At 70.5% G+C, this 16,722-nt stretch carries 28 protein-coding genes and 1 pseudogene; all 29 read right to left on the reverse strand.

Annotated features, from left to right (window positions below):
* On the reverse strand, positions 1 to 1,701 hold the full coding sequence (locus AB0B28_RS08190; protein WP_360118503.1) for a phage portal protein: 1,701 nt from the start codon (positions 1,699 to 1,701) through the stop codon (positions 1 to 3).
* Positions 1,702 to 1,712: 11 nt separating this feature from the next.
* Positions 1,713 to 2,984 (reverse strand): PBSX family phage terminase large subunit, encoded by a 1,272-nt coding sequence (locus AB0B28_RS08195; RefSeq protein ID WP_360118506.1) that lies wholly within the window; start codon positions 2,982 to 2,984, stop codon positions 1,713 to 1,715.
* A complete protein-coding gene (locus tag AB0B28_RS08200) occupies positions 2,962 to 3,528 on the reverse strand; it encodes a hypothetical protein (protein WP_360118509.1) in 567 nt (188 codons plus the stop codon). Before AB0B28_RS08200 ends, AB0B28_RS08195 begins: the two co-directional genes overlap by 23 nt.
* A gap of 276 nt (positions 3,529 to 3,804) precedes the next feature.
* Positions 3,805 to 4,794: a hypothetical protein gene (locus tag AB0B28_RS08205; protein WP_360118512.1), complete on the reverse strand. Its 990-nt coding sequence runs from the start codon at positions 4,792 to 4,794 to the stop codon at positions 3,805 to 3,807.
* A gap of 212 nt (positions 4,795 to 5,006) precedes the next feature.
* The gene (locus tag AB0B28_RS08210; RefSeq protein ID WP_360118515.1) at positions 5,007 to 6,506 is read right to left on the reverse strand and encodes a hypothetical protein; all 1,500 of its coding nucleotides are present in this window, start codon (positions 6,504 to 6,506) and stop codon (positions 5,007 to 5,009) included.
* Positions 6,499 to 6,999 (reverse strand): hypothetical protein, encoded by a 501-nt coding sequence (locus tag AB0B28_RS08215; protein ID WP_360118518.1) that lies wholly within the window; start codon positions 6,997 to 6,999, stop codon positions 6,499 to 6,501. The genes AB0B28_RS08210 and AB0B28_RS08215 overlap by 8 nt, the downstream gene beginning before the upstream one ends.
* A 23-nt stretch (positions 7,000 to 7,022) precedes the next feature.
* Positions 7,023 to 7,193 (reverse strand): hypothetical protein, encoded by a 171-nt coding sequence (locus AB0B28_RS08220; protein WP_360118521.1) that lies wholly within the window; start codon positions 7,191 to 7,193, stop codon positions 7,023 to 7,025.
* Positions 7,190 to 7,399 carry a hypothetical protein gene (locus AB0B28_RS08225; protein ID WP_360118524.1) on the reverse strand — a complete coding sequence of 70 codons (210 nt, stop codon included), beginning with the start codon at positions 7,397 to 7,399 and terminating at the stop codon, positions 7,190 to 7,192. The genes AB0B28_RS08220 and AB0B28_RS08225 overlap by 4 nt, the downstream gene beginning before the upstream one ends.
* Positions 7,400 to 7,420: 21 nt before the next feature.
* Entirely contained in the window at positions 7,421 to 7,684 is a 264-nt protein-coding gene (locus AB0B28_RS08230; RefSeq protein ID WP_360118527.1) for a hypothetical protein, read from the reverse strand.
* Entirely contained in the window at positions 7,681 to 8,202 is a 522-nt protein-coding gene (locus tag AB0B28_RS08235) for a hypothetical protein (protein WP_360118530.1), read from the reverse strand. The genes AB0B28_RS08230 and AB0B28_RS08235 overlap by 4 nt, the downstream gene beginning before the upstream one ends.
* Positions 8,199 to 9,026 carry a hypothetical protein gene (locus AB0B28_RS08240; protein WP_360118533.1) on the reverse strand — a complete coding sequence of 276 codons (828 nt, stop codon included), beginning with the start codon at positions 9,024 to 9,026 and terminating at the stop codon, positions 8,199 to 8,201. The genes AB0B28_RS08235 and AB0B28_RS08240 overlap by 4 nt, the downstream gene beginning before the upstream one ends.
* On the reverse strand, positions 9,026 to 9,547 hold the full coding sequence (locus AB0B28_RS08245; RefSeq protein ID WP_360118536.1) for a RusA family crossover junction endodeoxyribonuclease: 522 nt from the start codon (positions 9,545 to 9,547) through the stop codon (positions 9,026 to 9,028). Before AB0B28_RS08245 ends, AB0B28_RS08240 begins: the two co-directional genes overlap by 1 nt.
* Entirely contained in the window at positions 9,540 to 9,764 is a 225-nt protein-coding gene (locus tag AB0B28_RS08250; RefSeq protein ID WP_360118808.1) for a hypothetical protein, read from the reverse strand. The genes AB0B28_RS08245 and AB0B28_RS08250 overlap by 8 nt, the downstream gene beginning before the upstream one ends.
* Entirely contained in the window at positions 9,764 to 10,162 is a 399-nt protein-coding gene (locus AB0B28_RS08255) for a hypothetical protein (RefSeq protein ID WP_360118810.1), read from the reverse strand. The genes AB0B28_RS08250 and AB0B28_RS08255 overlap by 1 nt, the downstream gene beginning before the upstream one ends.
* A gap of 67 nt (positions 10,163 to 10,229) precedes the next feature.
* Positions 10,230 to 10,760, reverse strand: a pseudogene (locus tag AB0B28_RS08260) (DNA cytosine methyltransferase); the annotation flags it as partial.
* Positions 10,726 to 10,920 (reverse strand): hypothetical protein, encoded by a 195-nt coding sequence (locus AB0B28_RS08265; RefSeq protein ID WP_360118539.1) that lies wholly within the window; start codon positions 10,918 to 10,920, stop codon positions 10,726 to 10,728. The gene AB0B28_RS08265 and the pseudogene AB0B28_RS08260, both read right to left, overlap by 35 nt.
* Complete coding sequence (locus tag AB0B28_RS08270; protein ID WP_360118542.1) at positions 10,917 to 11,405, reverse strand: hypothetical protein; 489 nt, start codon at positions 11,403 to 11,405, stop codon at positions 10,917 to 10,919. Before AB0B28_RS08270 ends, AB0B28_RS08265 begins: the two co-directional genes overlap by 4 nt.
* A gap of 211 nt (positions 11,406 to 11,616) precedes the next feature.
* On the reverse strand, positions 11,617 to 12,090 hold the full coding sequence (locus AB0B28_RS08275; protein WP_360118545.1) for a hypothetical protein: 474 nt from the start codon (positions 12,088 to 12,090) through the stop codon (positions 11,617 to 11,619).
* Positions 12,087 to 12,755, reverse strand: a complete 669-nt coding sequence (locus AB0B28_RS08280) for a hypothetical protein (RefSeq protein WP_360118548.1) — start codon at positions 12,753 to 12,755, stop codon at positions 12,087 to 12,089. The genes AB0B28_RS08275 and AB0B28_RS08280 overlap by 4 nt, the downstream gene beginning before the upstream one ends.
* Positions 12,755 to 13,162, reverse strand: a complete 408-nt coding sequence (locus tag AB0B28_RS08285) for a hypothetical protein (RefSeq protein ID WP_360118551.1) — start codon at positions 13,160 to 13,162, stop codon at positions 12,755 to 12,757. Before AB0B28_RS08285 ends, AB0B28_RS08280 begins: the two co-directional genes overlap by 1 nt.
* Positions 13,163 to 13,166: 4 nt before the next feature.
* Complete coding sequence (locus AB0B28_RS08290) at positions 13,167 to 13,949, reverse strand: BRO family protein (protein WP_360118554.1); 783 nt, start codon at positions 13,947 to 13,949, stop codon at positions 13,167 to 13,169.
* Positions 13,946 to 14,251, reverse strand: a complete 306-nt coding sequence (locus AB0B28_RS08295) for a hypothetical protein (RefSeq protein WP_360118557.1) — start codon at positions 14,249 to 14,251, stop codon at positions 13,946 to 13,948. Before AB0B28_RS08295 ends, AB0B28_RS08290 begins: the two co-directional genes overlap by 4 nt.
* Positions 14,248 to 14,721 carry a hypothetical protein gene (locus AB0B28_RS08300; protein WP_360118560.1) on the reverse strand — a complete coding sequence of 158 codons (474 nt, stop codon included), beginning with the start codon at positions 14,719 to 14,721 and terminating at the stop codon, positions 14,248 to 14,250. The genes AB0B28_RS08295 and AB0B28_RS08300 overlap by 4 nt, the downstream gene beginning before the upstream one ends.
* A gap of 59 nt (positions 14,722 to 14,780) precedes the next feature.
* Complete coding sequence (locus tag AB0B28_RS08305; protein WP_360118563.1) at positions 14,781 to 15,077, reverse strand: hypothetical protein; 297 nt, start codon at positions 15,075 to 15,077, stop codon at positions 14,781 to 14,783.
* Positions 15,074 to 15,283, reverse strand: coding sequence for a hypothetical protein (locus AB0B28_RS08310; protein ID WP_360118566.1), 210 nt, complete (start codon positions 15,281 to 15,283; stop codon positions 15,074 to 15,076). The genes AB0B28_RS08305 and AB0B28_RS08310 overlap by 4 nt, the downstream gene beginning before the upstream one ends.
* Positions 15,280 to 15,513 (reverse strand): hypothetical protein, encoded by a 234-nt coding sequence (locus AB0B28_RS08315; RefSeq protein WP_360118568.1) that lies wholly within the window; start codon positions 15,511 to 15,513, stop codon positions 15,280 to 15,282. The genes AB0B28_RS08310 and AB0B28_RS08315 overlap by 4 nt, the downstream gene beginning before the upstream one ends.
* Positions 15,510 to 15,842, reverse strand: coding sequence for a hypothetical protein (locus AB0B28_RS08320; RefSeq protein WP_360118570.1), 333 nt, complete (start codon positions 15,840 to 15,842; stop codon positions 15,510 to 15,512). Before AB0B28_RS08320 ends, AB0B28_RS08315 begins: the two co-directional genes overlap by 4 nt.
* Positions 15,843 to 16,122: 280 nt before the next feature.
* Positions 16,123 to 16,320 carry a hypothetical protein gene (locus AB0B28_RS08325; RefSeq protein WP_360118572.1) on the reverse strand — a complete coding sequence of 66 codons (198 nt, stop codon included), beginning with the start codon at positions 16,318 to 16,320 and terminating at the stop codon, positions 16,123 to 16,125.
* Complete coding sequence (locus tag AB0B28_RS08330) at positions 16,313 to 16,564, reverse strand: hypothetical protein (RefSeq protein ID WP_360118574.1); 252 nt, start codon at positions 16,562 to 16,564, stop codon at positions 16,313 to 16,315. Before AB0B28_RS08330 ends, AB0B28_RS08325 begins: the two co-directional genes overlap by 8 nt.
* Between the last annotated feature and the right edge of the window lie 158 nt (positions 16,565 to 16,722).

Here is a 16,722-nt window from a genome sequence, read left to right on the forward strand (position 1 = left end):
CTACGCCCCGGCTCCCGCGAGTTCACGCTCGTCGGCGCTGGCGTCCTCGTTCTCGCCGTCGGGGCTGGTGTTGGCGGGGTGGCCGTCGACGTCGAACATGTCCGGGTCGTCGAGCTGCGCGCCGATCTGCTGCTCTTCGAGGATCTTCTCGACCTCGGCGTCGACAGCGGTGTCGTCCCAGTCGGGGTGGAGCTCGCGGACTTTCGTCTCGGTCGAGGCGGCGCGGGCGGTCTCCCAGTTGGCGACCTTGCGGGAGACGGCCTCGGGGTCGACGGCGACCGCGTCGGGCCATTCGAGTGTCACCTCGAACCCGGTGTGCCCGGCGAGCTCCAACAGGGTGGTGATCATGGAGCGGAGCGCGGGACCCCAGTACCGGCACTTGCGGGCGCGCGTGGTCCAGCTGCGGCGTTCCTTCGCGGCGACCTCGGTCGCGGTGATCGCGACTTCCCCGGTCAGGCCGAACGTCTGCGGCGAGTACCCGGCCGAGGACACGGTGTCGGTCTTGATGCGGAGGATCACGGCCTCGTGCTCCTCGACGCGGATTTCGGCCTGTACCAGCTCGATCTGTAGGCCCTTGTCCTCGTCGATCATCGCGTTGATCGGCTCGTACACCTCACGGTCGAGGTCGAACGAGGCGCCCTTGCCGCGGCCGTGGTCGCCCATGTACGCCTTGGGGACGACGATGCGGGCCTTGCCGAGGTCGACGTCCCGGACCATCGACGAATAGGAGAGGTCGAGGGCGTCCATGAGGCCCTCGATGCCGGAGAAGTCGGAAACGCCGAGGTGCGCGGCCTGCGGGATGTCCCTCCAGATCCGGTTGGGGCGCATGTTCGGGACGTACTCGACGGTGAGCCGGTCGATCCCGGTGGCGATGGTGCCGACTTCGTCGACGACGTCGGCCAGCGCCGTAGTCCCGGTGAACCCGGCGAGGCCCTGCGAGGCGGGGAGGCCGAGCGTGTCCTCGGTGCCGGCGAACACGGCGTGCTCGACCGAGCCGACCGCGTGCCGTTCTAGATGCCGGTAGACGGTGCGGCCGGAGCGCTTGATGACCTTCCAGAACGTGCAGGCGACGAGGTGGCCGAGTTCCCACTCGGGGACGGCGCAGTCGGGGGCGATCACATCGAACCAGGGCGCGGCCGCTTTCTCGGTGTCCCAGCGGGCGCGGAGGAACACGCCGGAGAGCGCGGCGCAGGTTTCGGCGCCTTCGAGGAGGCGGGCGTGAGCGCCGTCGTCCATGAGGTCGTCGACGAACTGCTGTGCGGCGGCGGTCTCAGGCGAGGGCTCCGGACGCGCGGCCGCGCCGTCGGTGTCCTTGTCGTCTTCGGCTGGGGGCGGTTCGGTTTCGCCGAGCCGGGAGATCGTGATCGTCGGCGGCTCGGAGAACAGCAGGTCTGCGGACGCGCTGGCAATGTCACCGGCGATCGGGTCATGGAGACGCCGGCGCGGCTGGCCGTTCGTGCGGGTCGCCCAAAAGTAGCGGACGACGCGGGAGATCAGGCGCCGGACGGTGCGGCGGAACCCGCCACCTTCGGAGGCGAAGAACCCGGTCCGGTCCGGTTCGGCCTGCCCGGAGTAGACGGCGGCGAGCTTGTCGGGGTCGCCGGAGTGCCACGCGGCCCACACCTCGATGCGGTCGAGGATGGGGCCCATCCATGCGGGCGGCCATGGGGCCTCGGGCTCTTCGGTTCCGGGGATCGGCACGAGGTCACCTCCTATGCGGCGAGGGAGAGGTCCGAGCGCAGCATCGGGCGCCAAACGGATCGGGTGGTGTGGAGCGCGTACCGGAGGGCGTCAACACCGTGGTCGGCGACCTTGATTGGTGCGTCTTCACCGCGGAGGGCTTTCTCGTCGTCCCACGAGTAGCCGGGGAGTTCAGTGATCAGCCATTCGCACGAGCGGTGGATCTTGAGCGCGCCGAGGTGCAGCAGCGAACCGAGGGTCCGGATGCCGTCAACGACTTCGTTGTTCGCTTTCATGACCGCGATGCCGTCGCGGTCGAGCTGGGTCCGGAACGGTTTCGCGGAGGGGTCGACGATCACGTACTCGGGGTTGAGGCGTTGGCGGGTCATCCAGTCGCGGAGCTCGGCGGAGTATTCGACGTCGCTCATGCCGCGGTGCTTGGCGCGGGCGTCGTATCGCCACTCGGAGGTTGCGTAGAGGATGCCGTCGGCGCCGAGGCCGATCGAGACGGCGTGGAACGGGTTGGTGGCGCCGTGGTCGACGCCGACCGAGATCCAATGCGTGATCGTCGGGAGCGTGTCGACGACGTGCCGGCGTTCATCCCACATGTCGAAGATCGCGCCTTCGGCGGCGACCCACTCGCCCAACACGAATCGGCGGTACCAGAGGCCGACGAACTCGTTCTTGATCGCTTCGACGTACTCGGCCGGGAGGGACGGGTTGTCGTCGAGGGTGAAATGCCAGTGCCGGAGGTTCAGCTCGCGTTCGCGGAGGATGAATCGTTGCCGGAGCCAGTGCGCGGGGTTGTCCGGGTTGCTGGTGCCGAACACTTTTGCGCCGGGGACGGACATGCGGCCGAGGAGTTGGTCCCAGTACACCTCGGGCAAGAGGCTCACTTCGTCGGCGTAGGCGCCCGCGCAGGTGAGGCCTCGGAGTCGGCCTTCGGCTTTGACGTCGTTGGCGGTGATGACCTCGATCTGCCGGCCGAGGATCGTCGCCGTGCTCGCGCCCCTCGTGTACTTGACGAGCTGGGAGAGCTTTCCGGTGATCGCAGGGTCCGCGAGCGGCCCGAACACGTTGCGCGCGACGGTGTCGTAGGTCTTGCCGGTGACGACGAGCGCGCCGCCGCGGGGCGCTTTGGTGACGTAGGCGAGCCAGCGCAGCAGCGACGCGATGGTCTTCCCCGACCGGATCGACCCGGTCCACAGGTTGATGCGGGCGTTGGCGTGCGCCATGGACCGTTCCTGGAGCGGCGAGAGCGCGTCGAGGTCGGCCGGAAGGTCAGGAGCGAGGGTCTCGGGCATCGGGCCCGCCCTCGGCGTCTACATCGTCGTCGGGGCCGTCGCCGTGCTTGGCGTGAAGCCCGCCCATGATCCGGTCGAGCAGCGACACGGCCTCGTCGAGGCCAGCGCCGGAGTCGTGCCGGTCGATCACTATGTGTTTGTCGATCGCGGTCGCCGCAGTCACCATCAGGTTCCGCAGGTCACCGGTCGGTGGTTTGGGGAGTTCCTTCGAGTTATAGACGTTGTCGCGGCCGCCGAACGCGAATGCGGTGTGCGGGGCGTCCATGTCGTCGAGAAGCTCCCCGGCCTTGACGAGGAGGCGGCGCGAGAGCGTGGCGCGCATGGAACGGTTGTCGGCGAGCGCGGCTCTGGTCGCGTTTTCGGTGTGCGTCCGGTCGAACGCGTCCGCGAGGTTTTCCTCGGCTGCGATCTTCGAGACGGTGGAGGCGGCGACGTCGTGGCGGCGGGCGATTTCGTTGCGGCCGAGGTTGCTTGTGCCGTTGTGGGCCGCGCGGATGTCGGCGAGGATCGCGGCGCGCTTGTCGTCGGGGAGGCGGAGAGGCATGGGCACCTCCCCGGGGGGTTTCGCTAGGTCGGCGTGTCGCCGGGGGGCTTGTCGGGTTGGTCGTCGGGGGCGGGCCAGTCGCGTTCGCGTTCGCGGTCTTCGCGGGTGGGGCCGTCGGGGGGTTCGGGGGTGGTCATGTGCTCACCGTACCGTGTTTGGCCTGTGTGGACATCCCCCGTTTGGTGCGGGCGGGCCCGTGAGGTCCCGCCCGCGTGCATCCCCGTAGATGACCGAAGGGCCGTGAACACAGTTCACGACCCTGACCGCGCAAGCGTCTCACGCGGCGAGCACTTTGTCAACTTCCGGCCCGTGGTCTTGGTCATTCTGTCCAGTGTTGCGTTCGGTGGCGGCCTGCTTGGCGGCGTCGTTGAGGTCGCGCAGGACGCAGCGGCGGACGTCGCCGATCCTGTAGCGGTTGGCGCGGGTTTCGCGGTCGATGCCGTAGGACTCGAGTTGGTCGCGGTCCTTCCAGGTGCGAAGGGTGGACAGGGGGATGTCGATGCCCATCCATGCGGTGATGATGCCGACGACAACAGGGGCGGGAAGGATGTGGCCTTCGATGCGGTCGAGGAGTTGGGTGCGGCGGCGTTCGACGTCGTAGACGGCTCCGCACAGGGGGCAGGTGGTGAACGGGTGTCCTTTGGGGGCGCGGAGTTCGGCGTTGCAGCGGTCGCCGTGGTCGTCATAGGTGTAGTCGCAGCGGCCGAGGGTGACCATGGCCGGGGGGATGTCGACGGCGTCGCGGATGTGGTCGAGGAGGCGGCGGGTGGTGTGGAGCAGGTCGGCGGCGTCGGGCTCGTGGCGCCACCATCGGGAGGCGCCGGCGAGTTCGAGGGCTTGTTCGGCGAGGGTGGGGGCCGCGGTGGCGGGGTCGAGGTAGAGGGTGCGGCAGGAGGGGTGGGCGCACCAGGTTTGGGCGGTGTCGCAGGCGGGGCGGTGGCGGGGGGCGAGGGTGTGGGGTCGGTGGGTGTGGAGGCGCGCGGTCCAGTTGTTGAGGAGGCGGCGGACGGCCGCGTGGAGGTTCGCGGCGTGGAGGTTGACCGGGAGGGGCTGCTCGTCGGGGCGGTGCCCGGCCGGGCCGCTGGTGTCGGGGTGGTTGATGCGGTCGCGGCGGGTGACGGTGGTGGCGAGTTGTGGGGCCCAGACGGCGAGGGACCAGAGGGTACGGACCCCGCCGGTGGTGCAGGTGCCGCACAGGGCGCCGGTGTCGCCTGCGGTGGGTTTGCCGCAGAGGGTGCAGTTGAGGGCGGTGCGAGGCTTCGGCATGGGGTCCTCCGTGTAGGTGTTGTGGGTGGGGGCGGCCCCGCGCGGTGGCGGGGCCGCCCGGTGGGTCATTCGGCGCAGTTGCCGCAGTGGTCTTCGGGGTTCGAGCAGTCCTCGCAACCATCGAGGTCGATGAGGGCGCCGCAGCTGGGGCAGTCCATGAGTCAGTTCTCCTTCGGTTCGGGGCGGCCTCGCCATCGCGGGGCCGCCTTCTGCTACTTGGTGATCAGGCCCGCGGCGCGGGCGGCGGCGAGGAGAACGCCCGGGGTGGGCTCGGCGTAGAGCTGCTTCCCGGACTCTGAGTTCCTGCGGCTGGTGAGCCGGGCGTGCGTCCCGTTCGGGCCTTCTTCGAGTTCGAAGGCGCCGATGACGCGGCGGTGCGGGTTGGTGATGTCCCACTCGCGCAGGCGCCACTGGCGGCCGTCGCCGTCCTCGTCGGTCTGGTCGATCCGCTTGTGAAGGCCGAGGCCGTTGCGGTAGGCGGCGGCCATGACGTCGCGGACGGTCGGTGCGGGGGCGCCGAGACCGTGGCCCTGTTCCCGCAGCATCTTTTCGGCGGCCGCGCGGAGGCCGACCTTGAACGCGTCGAGCACGTCAGGGCCCATGCGCTCAAGGTTCTCCTGGAAGCGGCTCCGTGTGGCCTTGTCGACCACGTACCGCGACGCCGAGCGCGTCCCGGCGGGGTGGTGTGTGGTCCGGTCGTTGGCGGTGGGCCGGGCGGGTGTCGGGGTCTCCGATGGCGCCGGGCGGGCCGCGGGAATCCTGGAGCGGTAGAACATGTTGGAGGGGAGCGCGGTGACGTGCTTGAGGACCTCGTCGAGCATGACGGCGAGGTCGCCGAGGCCGATACTGCCGAGGCGCGCCTGCCGGTCCGCGGGAACGTCGAACAGGGCGGCCAGCTTCTCGTCCTTCGGTTCTTCGCCGATGGCCTGGAGGATCATGTCGCCCCAGCAGCCCGCGCAGTCGGGGCCTCCGCGGTCGTCGTCGGCCTTGTGGTCGCGGTGGGGGAACCTCTCGCCCCACATCTCGTCGTAGGCGATACGGCCGAGCGAGTCGATGGTCTCCCGCTGGCGGGCGACGCCAGCCTTCAGTTTCTCGACGGTTGCCCACGCTTCGCCGAGGTCGGCCTGCGACCGTTCGAAGCGGCCCTCCATCTCGCCGAGCTGCTGCTCCAGGCGAACGGCGATGCCGCGGGCTTTCTCGCGTCCGGCCTTGGCGTCCTCGGCAAGGTTGGCCTGGTGGCGGATCTCGGTGACCAGGACGCCGTTGTGGGCGCCGAGGCGGTCCACTTCGAGGACCATGTCCTCCAGCAGCTCGGCCACGGCCTGGAGGGCGCCGGGGCCTTCGGGGAGGTCCCCATCGGCGAGCCCGCGGGCGGCCTTCACACGCTCGTGGCGGGCGGTGAGGTCGGTGAGCGCGGCCTCCTTCGATGCGACGTGCCCGGCGGGCTCGCCGAGCTTCCCGGCCGCGGCTTCGCGCAGCAGGTCCGGGACGGTCACGCTGGAGCCGTTGGCGCCGCGGAACATGACCCAGTCGGAGGGGAAGCGGTTCGCGTCGGCGAACTCGCGGAGCGCGTCGGCTTCGATGAGCGGCCGGACGAGGGCGACGAAGGCGCGGCCCTTGGCCTCGCACTCGTCGCACAGCTCGGGCGCGCACCAGCATTCGGGCTGGAACCGCTCGGCCGCGGCGCGCTCGGCGGGGGTGAGGTCAGCCATTGGTGAGGGCCTCCTCGCCGCGTTCGGCGGCTTCGAGGCCGCGGGCGATCAGGCGGAGCGCGTCGCGCATCGCGACGGGGTCCTTCTCGGAGACGGCCTGGCGGGCGACGCCCGCGAAGTACCGCGTCGAAGCGGCGAGCCGGGAGGCCTCCAGGGCGTCGAGGGCGCCGCCGGTGCGCTTGACCGTGGTCTCCGACAGGCGCAGCTCCCCGGACGGGTCGAGGGTGCCCGAGGCGGTGCGGTGGCGGTGCAGTGCGGCCATGGCATCGCGGAGCGGGTCGGCGAGGTCGGGGTTGGCGAGCTCCAGCGCGGTGATCGCGAGGCGCACGGTCGGGGTGCCGGAGTCGTCGACGACCTCGGTGCGTTCGACGTGGCGAAGTTCGACGACGCCGACGACGCGGCGCCCGGGGGTGGCGTAGAGGCCGGGGACGAACGGTTCCAGGCCTGCCTCGGCGTTCGCGCCGAGTTTGGGGATGATCTTGGCTGCGGTCATGGGATTCGGGGTTCCTTTCGGGTTCAGAGGGTTCGGGAGACGAGGAGGGCCGCGAGCGCGAGGAACGCGGCGGCTGCGGAGTAGGCGGCGATGGTGAAGGCGATGCGGGAGCGGCGGAGCGCGCGGTCGGTGATGCTCTCAGAGTTGAGTTGCCGGTCGCGGTCGTAGCGGCGTTGCGCGCGGGAGTCCCTCACTGGTCGGCGCCGATGCGTTCGACGGTGACCTGGAACTTTTCGGGGGCGAGGGTGCGGCCGTCGGTCTCGACGGACGTCAGCTCGACGATCGCGTGGGCGGCGTCGACGATGCGCGCGGAAACGTGCGCGTTCAGGCCGTCGTCGTAGTCGCCGTCAGCGGCGACGGCGTACTCCAGGACGTCAGCGGGAGTGAAACGAGTGCTCAAGGGAGGGTCCTCTCGGGTGGGTTATCGGGTGGTCGAGTAGGGGCCGCGGCGGAGGCGGCGGGCGAACCGTCGCCGCCAGCGCCATTCGCGGTAGTCGACGAGGCGGCGTCGCCACCACGGCAGGGACGCGTACGCGTCGGCTGCGGCGGTTTCGGCGGCACGGATCTCGGCGACGGCGTCGGCGAGGTGCCGGTCGAGGGCGGCGAGGATCGCGGCATCGTCGGTGTCGGGTTCGTAGTCGAGGCCGTCCTCGGCGGGCGTGTAGTCGTCGGCGATCTCGCTCACGGGGTGGCCTTTCTGGCTCGGTGGATTTGGGTGAGGGCCTCGCCTGCGGTGCGGGCGAGCGAGGCGGGGTCGGACTGTCGGCGCCGCTGCGCCCGGTAGGCCACGGCGGCTTCGCGGGCGCGGCGGAGGTTCTCGGGGATCTCGGGGGCGTCCTCGCGGCCGAGGCGGTACGGGGTCGCCTCAGCGAGTGCCTGGCGGACCAGGGCCGCGCCCCGGGCGTTCCGCTCGATGCGCGCCGCGTTCGCCGCCTCCGCGCGCCACTCGATCGCCCGCTCCGGGGCCGGGGCCGCGAGCGCGGACGGCGGGAGCGCCCGCAGGATCTCGGCGCGGATCTCGCCCGGGGAGAACCACGCCTTCCGCTTCGCCAGGCGCACCACGGCTGCCTTCGCGGTTTCCAGGTCGGCCGGGACGTCGGCGAGGACCATCGACCACGCGTCCGGGGTGTACTTCGAGAACTGCTGCGCGGGCTGCATCGACGCGACGAACGCGACGAGGACAACGGCGTCGGTCTCCCTCATGACAGGCCTGCCTCTCTGGCGGCGGCGCGCTGGTACGCCTCGGCGAACAGCTCGTCATTGGCCTGTTTGGGGCGGCGGATCGCTACGACGTTCGAGGGCTGCTGGCGTTGCGCGGCCAGCCGGAGCTGGTCGTATTTCTCCCGCAGCTTCGGCATGGACATGACGTTCGGTTTCCAGAACTCGTCCTGCTGGCACCAGTCGATGGCGGTGCGGACCTGTTCCTCGGTCCGGCCGTCGCGGTCGAGCATGAGGCGGGCGGCGTCGCGCCACTTCTTTGTGACCGTGGGGCGCTTCGAGCCGTTCTTTTCGACCCAGTCGGCAAGGTGCTCGCACAGCCGCTCCACATCGTCGCGGGGCGGCGGAGCCGTCTCCGACGAAGAGGTATTAGAGGTACGGGTCGGGTCGGGTCGGGTCGGGGCAGCGTTAGTCACGCCGTCCGTAACGCCGTTACTGGAGCCGTTATTAACGCCGTCAGTAACGGGTGCCTTCTGCCGTTCACGCCAGCGTTTCTGACGTTCGGCAGTCTTCGCCCGCTCGGTCTTGACCTGCACTTTCGACGGCTGGTAGTCGAGGAAGTCGTGCAGATTCCACCCGTCCTCGGTGGGCTCCCAAAGGCCCGCTGCTTCAAGTTCCGCCACGTACTTTCCGGGACGCTTCATGCGGCGCGGAGCGATCAAATCGAGCCGGTTTTTCGGCAGATACCCGTCAGTAAGCCACTTGGAACTGCGGAAGATCGCGTTCGTGTGGAGCCGAAAGGCGCCATCGGATAGCGGCTCGATCTTCCAGTGGTCCGGGAAGTCGTCGTCAAAGCGAACCCATGGCATCAGAACAGCCCTCCCTCATGTGATGTGTGCAGAACGGCCGCGGCGGTCACCGTGAACGGGCGGACGCGGATGACCGCGCCGGGCGCTTCGAGGACGTCGGGGTCGGTGGGGTCGTCGACGTAGACCTTCGCGAGGGCGCCGTATCGGACCACGCGGGCGTCGTCGGCCCACAGTCCGGCGTCCGTGAGGGCGTCCTCAGTCGACCTGGTGAGCTTGCTCAAATCCGGGACACGGTCGGGGAGCGCGTCCTCGTAGCGCGGCTTCAGGCGGCCCGCGTTGCGGCCGGTCCCGTAATGCGAGGCCGGGCGCGGCATCGTGAAGACCATGTCCACCAGGAGCGGCCCGTCGAGAGGGGCAGCGGGGCGGACACAGGCGGCGGCGGTCGCGACGGCGGCCCGCCAGGGCTTGACCTTCGCCGAGGACTCAACGAGGATCACTGAGCCATTGCGGCGGCGGCCCTTCACGGACTTCGATCCCTGCGGGCCCGGGATGCCGTAGGCGACGATGCGGATCTCAGCCACGGCTCGCCTCCCGCATCGCGAGGAGCATCCGCAGCGCGGCCGCGCCCTGCTGGCGGACCACTCCGTTGCCGGCGGCCTTCAGTTGGGCGTTGCGGGGGATGCCGGGGACGGCGGTGATGTGCCCTTCGGGGGCGCCCATCATCCACTCAACGAACCGGGCCGCGAGCCGGGGGCCGTTCCGGCCGGGCTCGGTCGGGGCCGGGGCCGGGCGGCCCATCACGTGCTCCCATCGGGCGATGGCGGGGGCGTAGGGGCCCCAGTCGAGATCTTCCGGACCGCGATTGACAGGGGCGTTCCCTGCCCGTTCCCGTTCGTGCCCTTGGCGAGGTTCCGCTGGCGCCGCGCCTCCCAGTTCTCGAGGTCCTCCCCGTCGTTCGGGTTCGACGCCGCAGGAGTCGGCAGCAGCCGCACGGCTGCGCTCGGGAGCGTCAGGTCGCCCGAGCTGCCGCGCTGGTTCGGGCCGCCCTTCGCCCCGTCCGACGCCCGCGGCGTCGGCAATAGAGCACACGCCTCGGCGGCGAGGTTCTTCCCGTGCGTCCCCGCCAACTGCGACGGGGTCCGCTTGGTCTGCCGGTTCTCGTTCTCCGAGGCCCTCGGGGTCGGCAACAGCACCACCTGCGTCTCCAACCGGGTCTGGTTCCGCCGGGACGAAAGGTCCCCAGGGCCGCACCCGGAAGTCGTCATCGGCGTCCCAAGCAAGGCAGAACCAGCGCTCGCGCCGGTGTGCCGCTCCAACGTCGGATGCTCGTAGGCACGTCCACGCGAGGTCATACCCGAGCGCGGCCAGCGAATCGGCGACGGCACCGAATCCTCGAACAAGGAGGGCGCTGACGTTCTCCAAAACGACGAGTCGGGGTCGAAGTACGCGAACGGCTCGCGCGACATAGGGCCAGAGCCAACGCTCATCTTCGTGTCCTTTCCGCTTGCCCGCGTTGCTCACCGGCTGGCACGGAAAGCCAGCCGTGAGGACGTCGACAGGCGCCACGCGGGCCCAGTCGATCGCGGTGATGTCGCCGTGGTTGGGGATGCCAGGCCAGTGGTGCGCGAGGATCCGCGCGGCCCACTGGTGGCGGTCGTCGGGGTCGTATTGGGCGTGCCAGGTCACCTCGGCGGGCAGGACGTCCATGACGGCCATGTCCAAGCCGCCGTAGCCCGAGCACAGGGACCCGATGCGGATCTCAGCCACGGCCGCCTCCCAGGCGCCAGCGCACATGCCACAGCAGGCAGTACTCGCAGCCCTGGACACGCAGGTCCGAGGTCCGGTGGTGGGTGTCGCGGGCGATCCTGCGCCGATGCACACGCGCGATCCGTTTCGTCACGTAGCCGCGCAGCTGCGTTTCGGGGCAGGTTGCGGCCCATCCCTGGCGTCTCATGCAGCGGCCCTCCGCTCCCGCTGCGCCCGCATGTGCGCCTCGTGGCAGCCCTGCGGGCCCCGGCAGCGGCAACCGAACCCGTTGTAGCCGGTGTTCGTGCCGTGCGGGGCCCGCGGATGAACCAGGTACCCATCGACGAGGGTCCGCTCGGCGAGCCGCTTCGCGCGGGCTTTCGCGTTCGCGGCCTTCGTGCGCTCGCGCTGCCGGGCCTGCGACCGGGCGACCCAGATCGCGTGCCCGACGACCGCCCGCTCGATCACCTGGTGGCGGTGGCGGTCACGTTCGTACGCGCGAACCTCAGCGGTCGCGACCGAGAACGACACGCCCAAGATCGCGGCGATGTCACGGATCGGGATCGACATGTCGGTGAGGGCCGCGACCGCAGCGGGCCGCTCCCACTCCGGGATGCCCGGGGTCTTCTCCCCTTGGAGGCGGCGCAGCAGCGGCACGAGGTCGACCGCGCCGTACAGGGTGCGAACGGTCATGTCCCGCATGACGTCACCTCCTCGGGGTGTTGGCGGGTGATGTGGATCTGCGCCTGCCGGTACGCGTCCTCGCGCGTCAAGCAGTGCTTGACGTCGCCGGGGTGGGCGGGGCAGGTGACGGCGAGGTCGTCCTCGAACGGACAGCGCGGGTTGCGGCAGGGCGCCACCCGCGCGCGCAGCACGCGCGCGGGGGACGGGGCGGGGGCGGTGTTCACTGCCCGGCCGCCAGTTCCAGCAGACCCGACCCGGCCAGCAGCTCCCTGGCGCGTTCCTTCGCCTCGGCCGAGGGCCGTGCCGAGACGTACGCGGCACCCTCGGTGATGTCGACCCCGGGGATGACCTCCCCGGTCGAGGTGTCAACGGGGGCCTTCGCCTTCTTCGCGGCGTTCAGCAGCCGCAACCGCACGTCCGGGTCCACCGTGGTCACGATCGCGTCGGGGTAGGTTTCGGCGACCCAGGCCGTGAACGCGGCCTCGTCGACCACGGTCGCGGAGGTCCGGCCCGCCCCGACCGAAACAGCCCCGAGGTCGGTACCGTCCTCGTCGGCGACACGGACACGCTCAGCGCCCGAGGCGGTCATCTCGTAGAGGAGCCGCTCCTTGGCGGCGTCACCGCGGGCTTTGACCTCGTCGGCGAACAGCTTCGCGGCCATGGCTTCGCGGGCGAGCGTCTTCAATTCGGTCATGCGGGGGTTCCGTTCTCGATCAGCTCGCCTTCCAAGGCGGGGCTGGTGGGGGTGTCCTGGGTGTCCTCGGCGGCGTCCTGCACCGTGTCGGGGTCGGGCGGCAGCGCTGCGGCCCGCTCGGTGGCCTTGGCGCGCAGCGCGTCGGCTTCGGCCTTGGTGATGATCTGTTTCGTGCTGGCCTCGGCGATGCGCTTCCACACGCGGGTGAGCGCGCCCTTGTGGACGGCGGAGAGCACGCTCGCCATGAGCTCGGCTGCCTCAGGCCCAGGGTTGAACGGGGGCCGCTGCGGCGGGGCGGGTGTGGCGTCCTCGAAGGACTCAGCTCGCCGGTTGCGAACCTCTTGCGCGGAGGCGATGCCGCGTTTCGTGTCGGCGGCGAGGGCGGCCACGATCGCGCGGCCCCATGCTGAGGTCTCGGCGTTCTGGACCTCGGAGCCCTTCGTGTACGGGGTCCGGCCGGGGATCTCCTCCCAGGCGGTGCCCATACCGGGCCGCTTGTCGTCGGGGTCGCGGTAGGCCGCGGCGGTATAGACCACCCAGTCCTTGCCGGCGACCTTGACGAAGTCGAGCTTCAGCTGCTGGAAGGACCCCTCGGGGTGCTTGTCGCGGAACTCGGTGATCCGCTCGGCGACATCAACGTAATCGTCGGAGAGTTCGAACCCCATCAGAACGGTCCGATCTCGCACAGGGGCGTGAATCCGTCGGGCCCGTACTGCGGGGTGTCGGTCTGGCCCCAGGCGGTGCCCTCGGCGATCCGCCGCGCGGCCTCGTCGACCGAGGCGTACGTCAGCGTCGCGCGCAGCACAATCGCGAAGGCGCGGTGCGTGCCGTTGCGCTGCCCGGTCAGGAGCATCGCCGCGTACTGGTCGGGGTCGTCACCCATCTCGACGGCGACGCGCGCGGCGTCGGCGTGCTCGGCGGCCAGCGCCTTGATGGCGCGCGAGATGACCGCGGCGTTGTCGTCGCGCTCGGTTTCGGCCTCGGCGAGGCGGCGGCGCAGTTCGGCGATCTCGGTGTCGCGGGCGGTCTCGGTCGTGGTGTGCCACTCGGGGCGCTTGATGGTGTCGGTCATGGCTCTACTGGCCTTCCGTGGAGGTGGTGGCGAGGGCGTGCTCCAGACCCGGGAGCTCGGGGGACGCGCCGAGGCAGCGGCGCAGGTACTTCAGGCCGTCAGCGGTGATGCGGACCTGGTCGTCGGTCTGCTCGACACCGTCGGGTGTGCGCCAGGTGCGGGCGCGGAGCACGACGTGCCGGGAGTGCCGGGCGTAGGGGATGCCGCGCGCATCCAGGAGCTTCAGCTCCCGGAGCTTGCGGAACAACCGGTTCTGCCCGGTGTCGATGGCGGGGTCGCGGTTGAGGATGTGCGCGGCCTCGCGGACGGAGTAGTCGCCCTTCGCGGCGGCGAGCACGTCCCAGGCGTCGGCCTTCGGGGTGGCCTCGTTGAGCGCGGCCTTGGTGTGCTGGTGTGACTCGACCTCGTCGGCGTAGGCGCGCAGGGCCTCGGGGAGGGACTGCGGGACCGCGACCGAGTAGGAGCCGGTGCGGCGCAGCGTCGGGAGGACGTCGGCGGTGACCCACCGCTTGAACACCTTCGCGGACTCCAGGCGGGAGCCGAAGATGAGCGCGTACAGGCCGGATTCGTTGACGGCGGTCGCGTTCGGGTTCCCGCGCATACCGTCGCGGATCGCGACGGTATTGCGGTCCTCCTCGTCGACGTGCTGCGCGACCGCGGCGCGGCCATTCGTGTAGCCGAGGATCGCGGTCACGTCGGCGGCGACGAAGTACGGCTCGCCGTCGAGCTCGACCGTGCGCACCGCGGCGCCGGTGACGGGGAAGGTGAAGCGTTCGAGCGCGGTCACTTCGGCTCACCCGCCTCGGCGAGGTCGTCGCGGATCGCTGCGGCCTGGTCGGTGATGAGGTTGCGGGCCATGTGAACGCCCCGCGCCTCGGCCTCGGACATCCCGGACCCCAGGTGCAGGTCCACGAGCTGCCCGAGCGCGTCGGCGGCCTCCTCGTAGGCGCCGATCTGGTGGAACGGCTCGGCAGCCTCGGCAGCGGCGCGACCGGCGTCGGCGAACTCGGTCATCCCCACGCCGTCGTAGAACTCGCGGCGCAGCGCCTCGGCGGCGGCCTGCTCGGCGGCGGTGTACTCGGTGGTCACAGCGACTCACCGTCCTCGGCCTCGTGCCCGACGGCGGCGAGCGCCTCGGGGCCCCACGGGTCGTCCCCGTGCATGTCGGTCACCGGGTCGGACAGGTCCGGGCCCTCGTGCTCGCCGCCGTCGTCGTTGTACGGGGCCTGGAGCATGTCGGCGATCAGCTCGGCCAGGCGGCCGATCTCGCGGCCGCGCTCGGCGAGGCGGCGGAACTTCTCGATGGCCTGGAGGTCGTACTCCAGGTCCCCGGGGTCCACTGGTTCGCCGGCCTCGGGGCGATTGACGACGTCCGACGCCGCATCCTCGACGAGGACCTGGAGGTACCGCACGGCGGTGTATTCGCCGTCGTCGTCGGGGATGACCGGCTGGTTCCAGGTGATGTTGAGCAGGTTGACGGTGGTGGTGAGATCCTGGCCCCAGTAGAGGCACTTGAGCAGGTCAAGGGCCCGCGTGTCGTGGTGGCTGAGATCGGTCATGGTGTGGCCTTTCGGGTGGTGGCGGGGGCGCGGCGCCAGCGCACGCCCCCGCTCGGGGGTTACGAATCGGGGAGCTGGTCGAGCAAGCTCGCGGCGAGGGTCCGGAAATCCGCGTCGCCGATCAGCTCCATCTCGATGCGGCGCAGGTGATGCCGCTGCGACCGGTCCTCGGCGGCGAGCTCGGACGCGGTCAGGCCGTGGATCTGGCGAGGCGCGCGCGGCCCCAGGTCATCGAGGTCGACGGGGTCGTATTCGCGGGTCGGCTCGTCGAGCCCGGGCAGTTCCGGGCGGGACAGGGCCGCGCGGGCGGCGCGGAGCGTCAACGCGACGACGGCGAGGGTGCGGTGAGCGATCATCGACGGCCCCCGATCCGGTTGCGGGCCTCGACGTCGTCCGGGCCCGCCGCAGTGAACGGATGCCTCGGCGTCCGGTCGTCGGTGTGGAGCTCCCCGGCCTGCCGCTGGACCGCCGCGCGCAGGTCGCGCAGTTCCGGCCAGTGCACGACGACACCAGCGGTCAGGCCGACCAGGACAGCGACAGCGCACGCGATCACGTAGCTCATGACGTCGCCTCGCCTTCGACGATGTCGTACTCGGCGGTGATCACCATGGCGGGCGACCGCACCCAGTACTGCGCGCCCGGGCCCGTGCGGGAGAATCGGTGGCGCGGGCGCCGCCGCATCATCACGGCGAGGACCCGCGGGGCCAGCGACCACGCGGCGAGGGTCACGGCGACCATCAGGACGGCGACGACCCAGAACAGCGCGACAACCAGGACAGCATCGGCGTTCACAGCGACACCCCCGACATCTCGCCGGTGTAGACGGCGACCTCGACGGCCCCGATGCGTCCGGTCGTCTCGTACCGGAAGATCCGCTCCGGTCGGTCGTGGCGCTGGACGTCGTCGAGGAGGCCGGCGATCCGCTCGGCGTCCTCGTGCCCGGCGACGTAGAACTTCACCGGCTCCTGCGCGGCACGCGGGAGCCGGATTTCGGGGTCGGCTTCGAGCGCATCGAGCAGGGACCGCATCCCCGCGATCCACGCCGTACGGGCGGGCGTCTCGGCACCCAGCCCGGCCGGGTCGTTCTCCTGCTGAGTCCCGGTAGTGTTGTTGGTGATCATCTATGACGCTCCTTCTGCATTTCGCGTCTGGGAGATCCGCCCCGGCCGTTCCCGCGACCGGGGCTTCACTCATCTGTCGTGCCGCGTTCGGGACTCGACCCGACCCCCAGACCCCCGCCTGCGCCTTGTACGGCCGACTAGGTCCGGCTCTCATGAGCACGGCCAGCGGGTGATCAGCTCCGCCTTCACCTCCCGGTGCCCCGGGTGGTCTGTGATGGGCCGCCCCGTGCCCGTTGGGGCGGCCCTGCCAGCGGGAATCAGATCGCTGGCGGTGAGTGGTCTATGCGGCCCGGACGTGCTCGGCGTCCGGGGCCCGGAGATCGGCGATCGTCAGGCCCGCCCGATCCATCGCCCGTCGCCAGACCGACGCGAGCACGCTCGCCGTCGCGGGGTCCATCGCCTTCGGCTTCGGTGAGATCGGCTGGGGGCCTGGCGGGCTCGAAGGCCCCCCGGGGCGGTCGCCGTCAGCGCTAGACATCGGCCCGCTCCTTCCGTCGCTGCTCGACGATCGACCGCAGCTCGTGTGCCTCGTCGATGCGGATGAACGTGAGCTGTCCTCGCTTGATCCGCTTCAGGTGCCCCCGCTTCACCTCGCGGTCGACCTGGCGTCGGCAGATATCGACGACGTCCGGAACGTCGTCGATGAAGTAGCAGGGACGACCTCGCACGATTGCGATGTCGAAGCCCTTGACCGGCTCCACCGGCCCCGTGGTCTTATTCATGAGACCACTCTAGTCATGGTCTTATGGATAAGACCATAGCTGTTTGGCCAAGTTCGACTGACCGAAAGTATGAGCCGTGTCCTGCGTACAGGACATAAGATTAGGTAATGCGCGTACTGAGTCGTGACCGCAGGACCACCACACCCACTATGAAGTGG

This window comes from Glycomyces sp. NPDC046736 (genome assembly GCF_040645615.1).
GTDB lineage: Bacteria > Actinomycetota > Actinomycetes > Mycobacteriales > Micromonosporaceae > Glycomyces.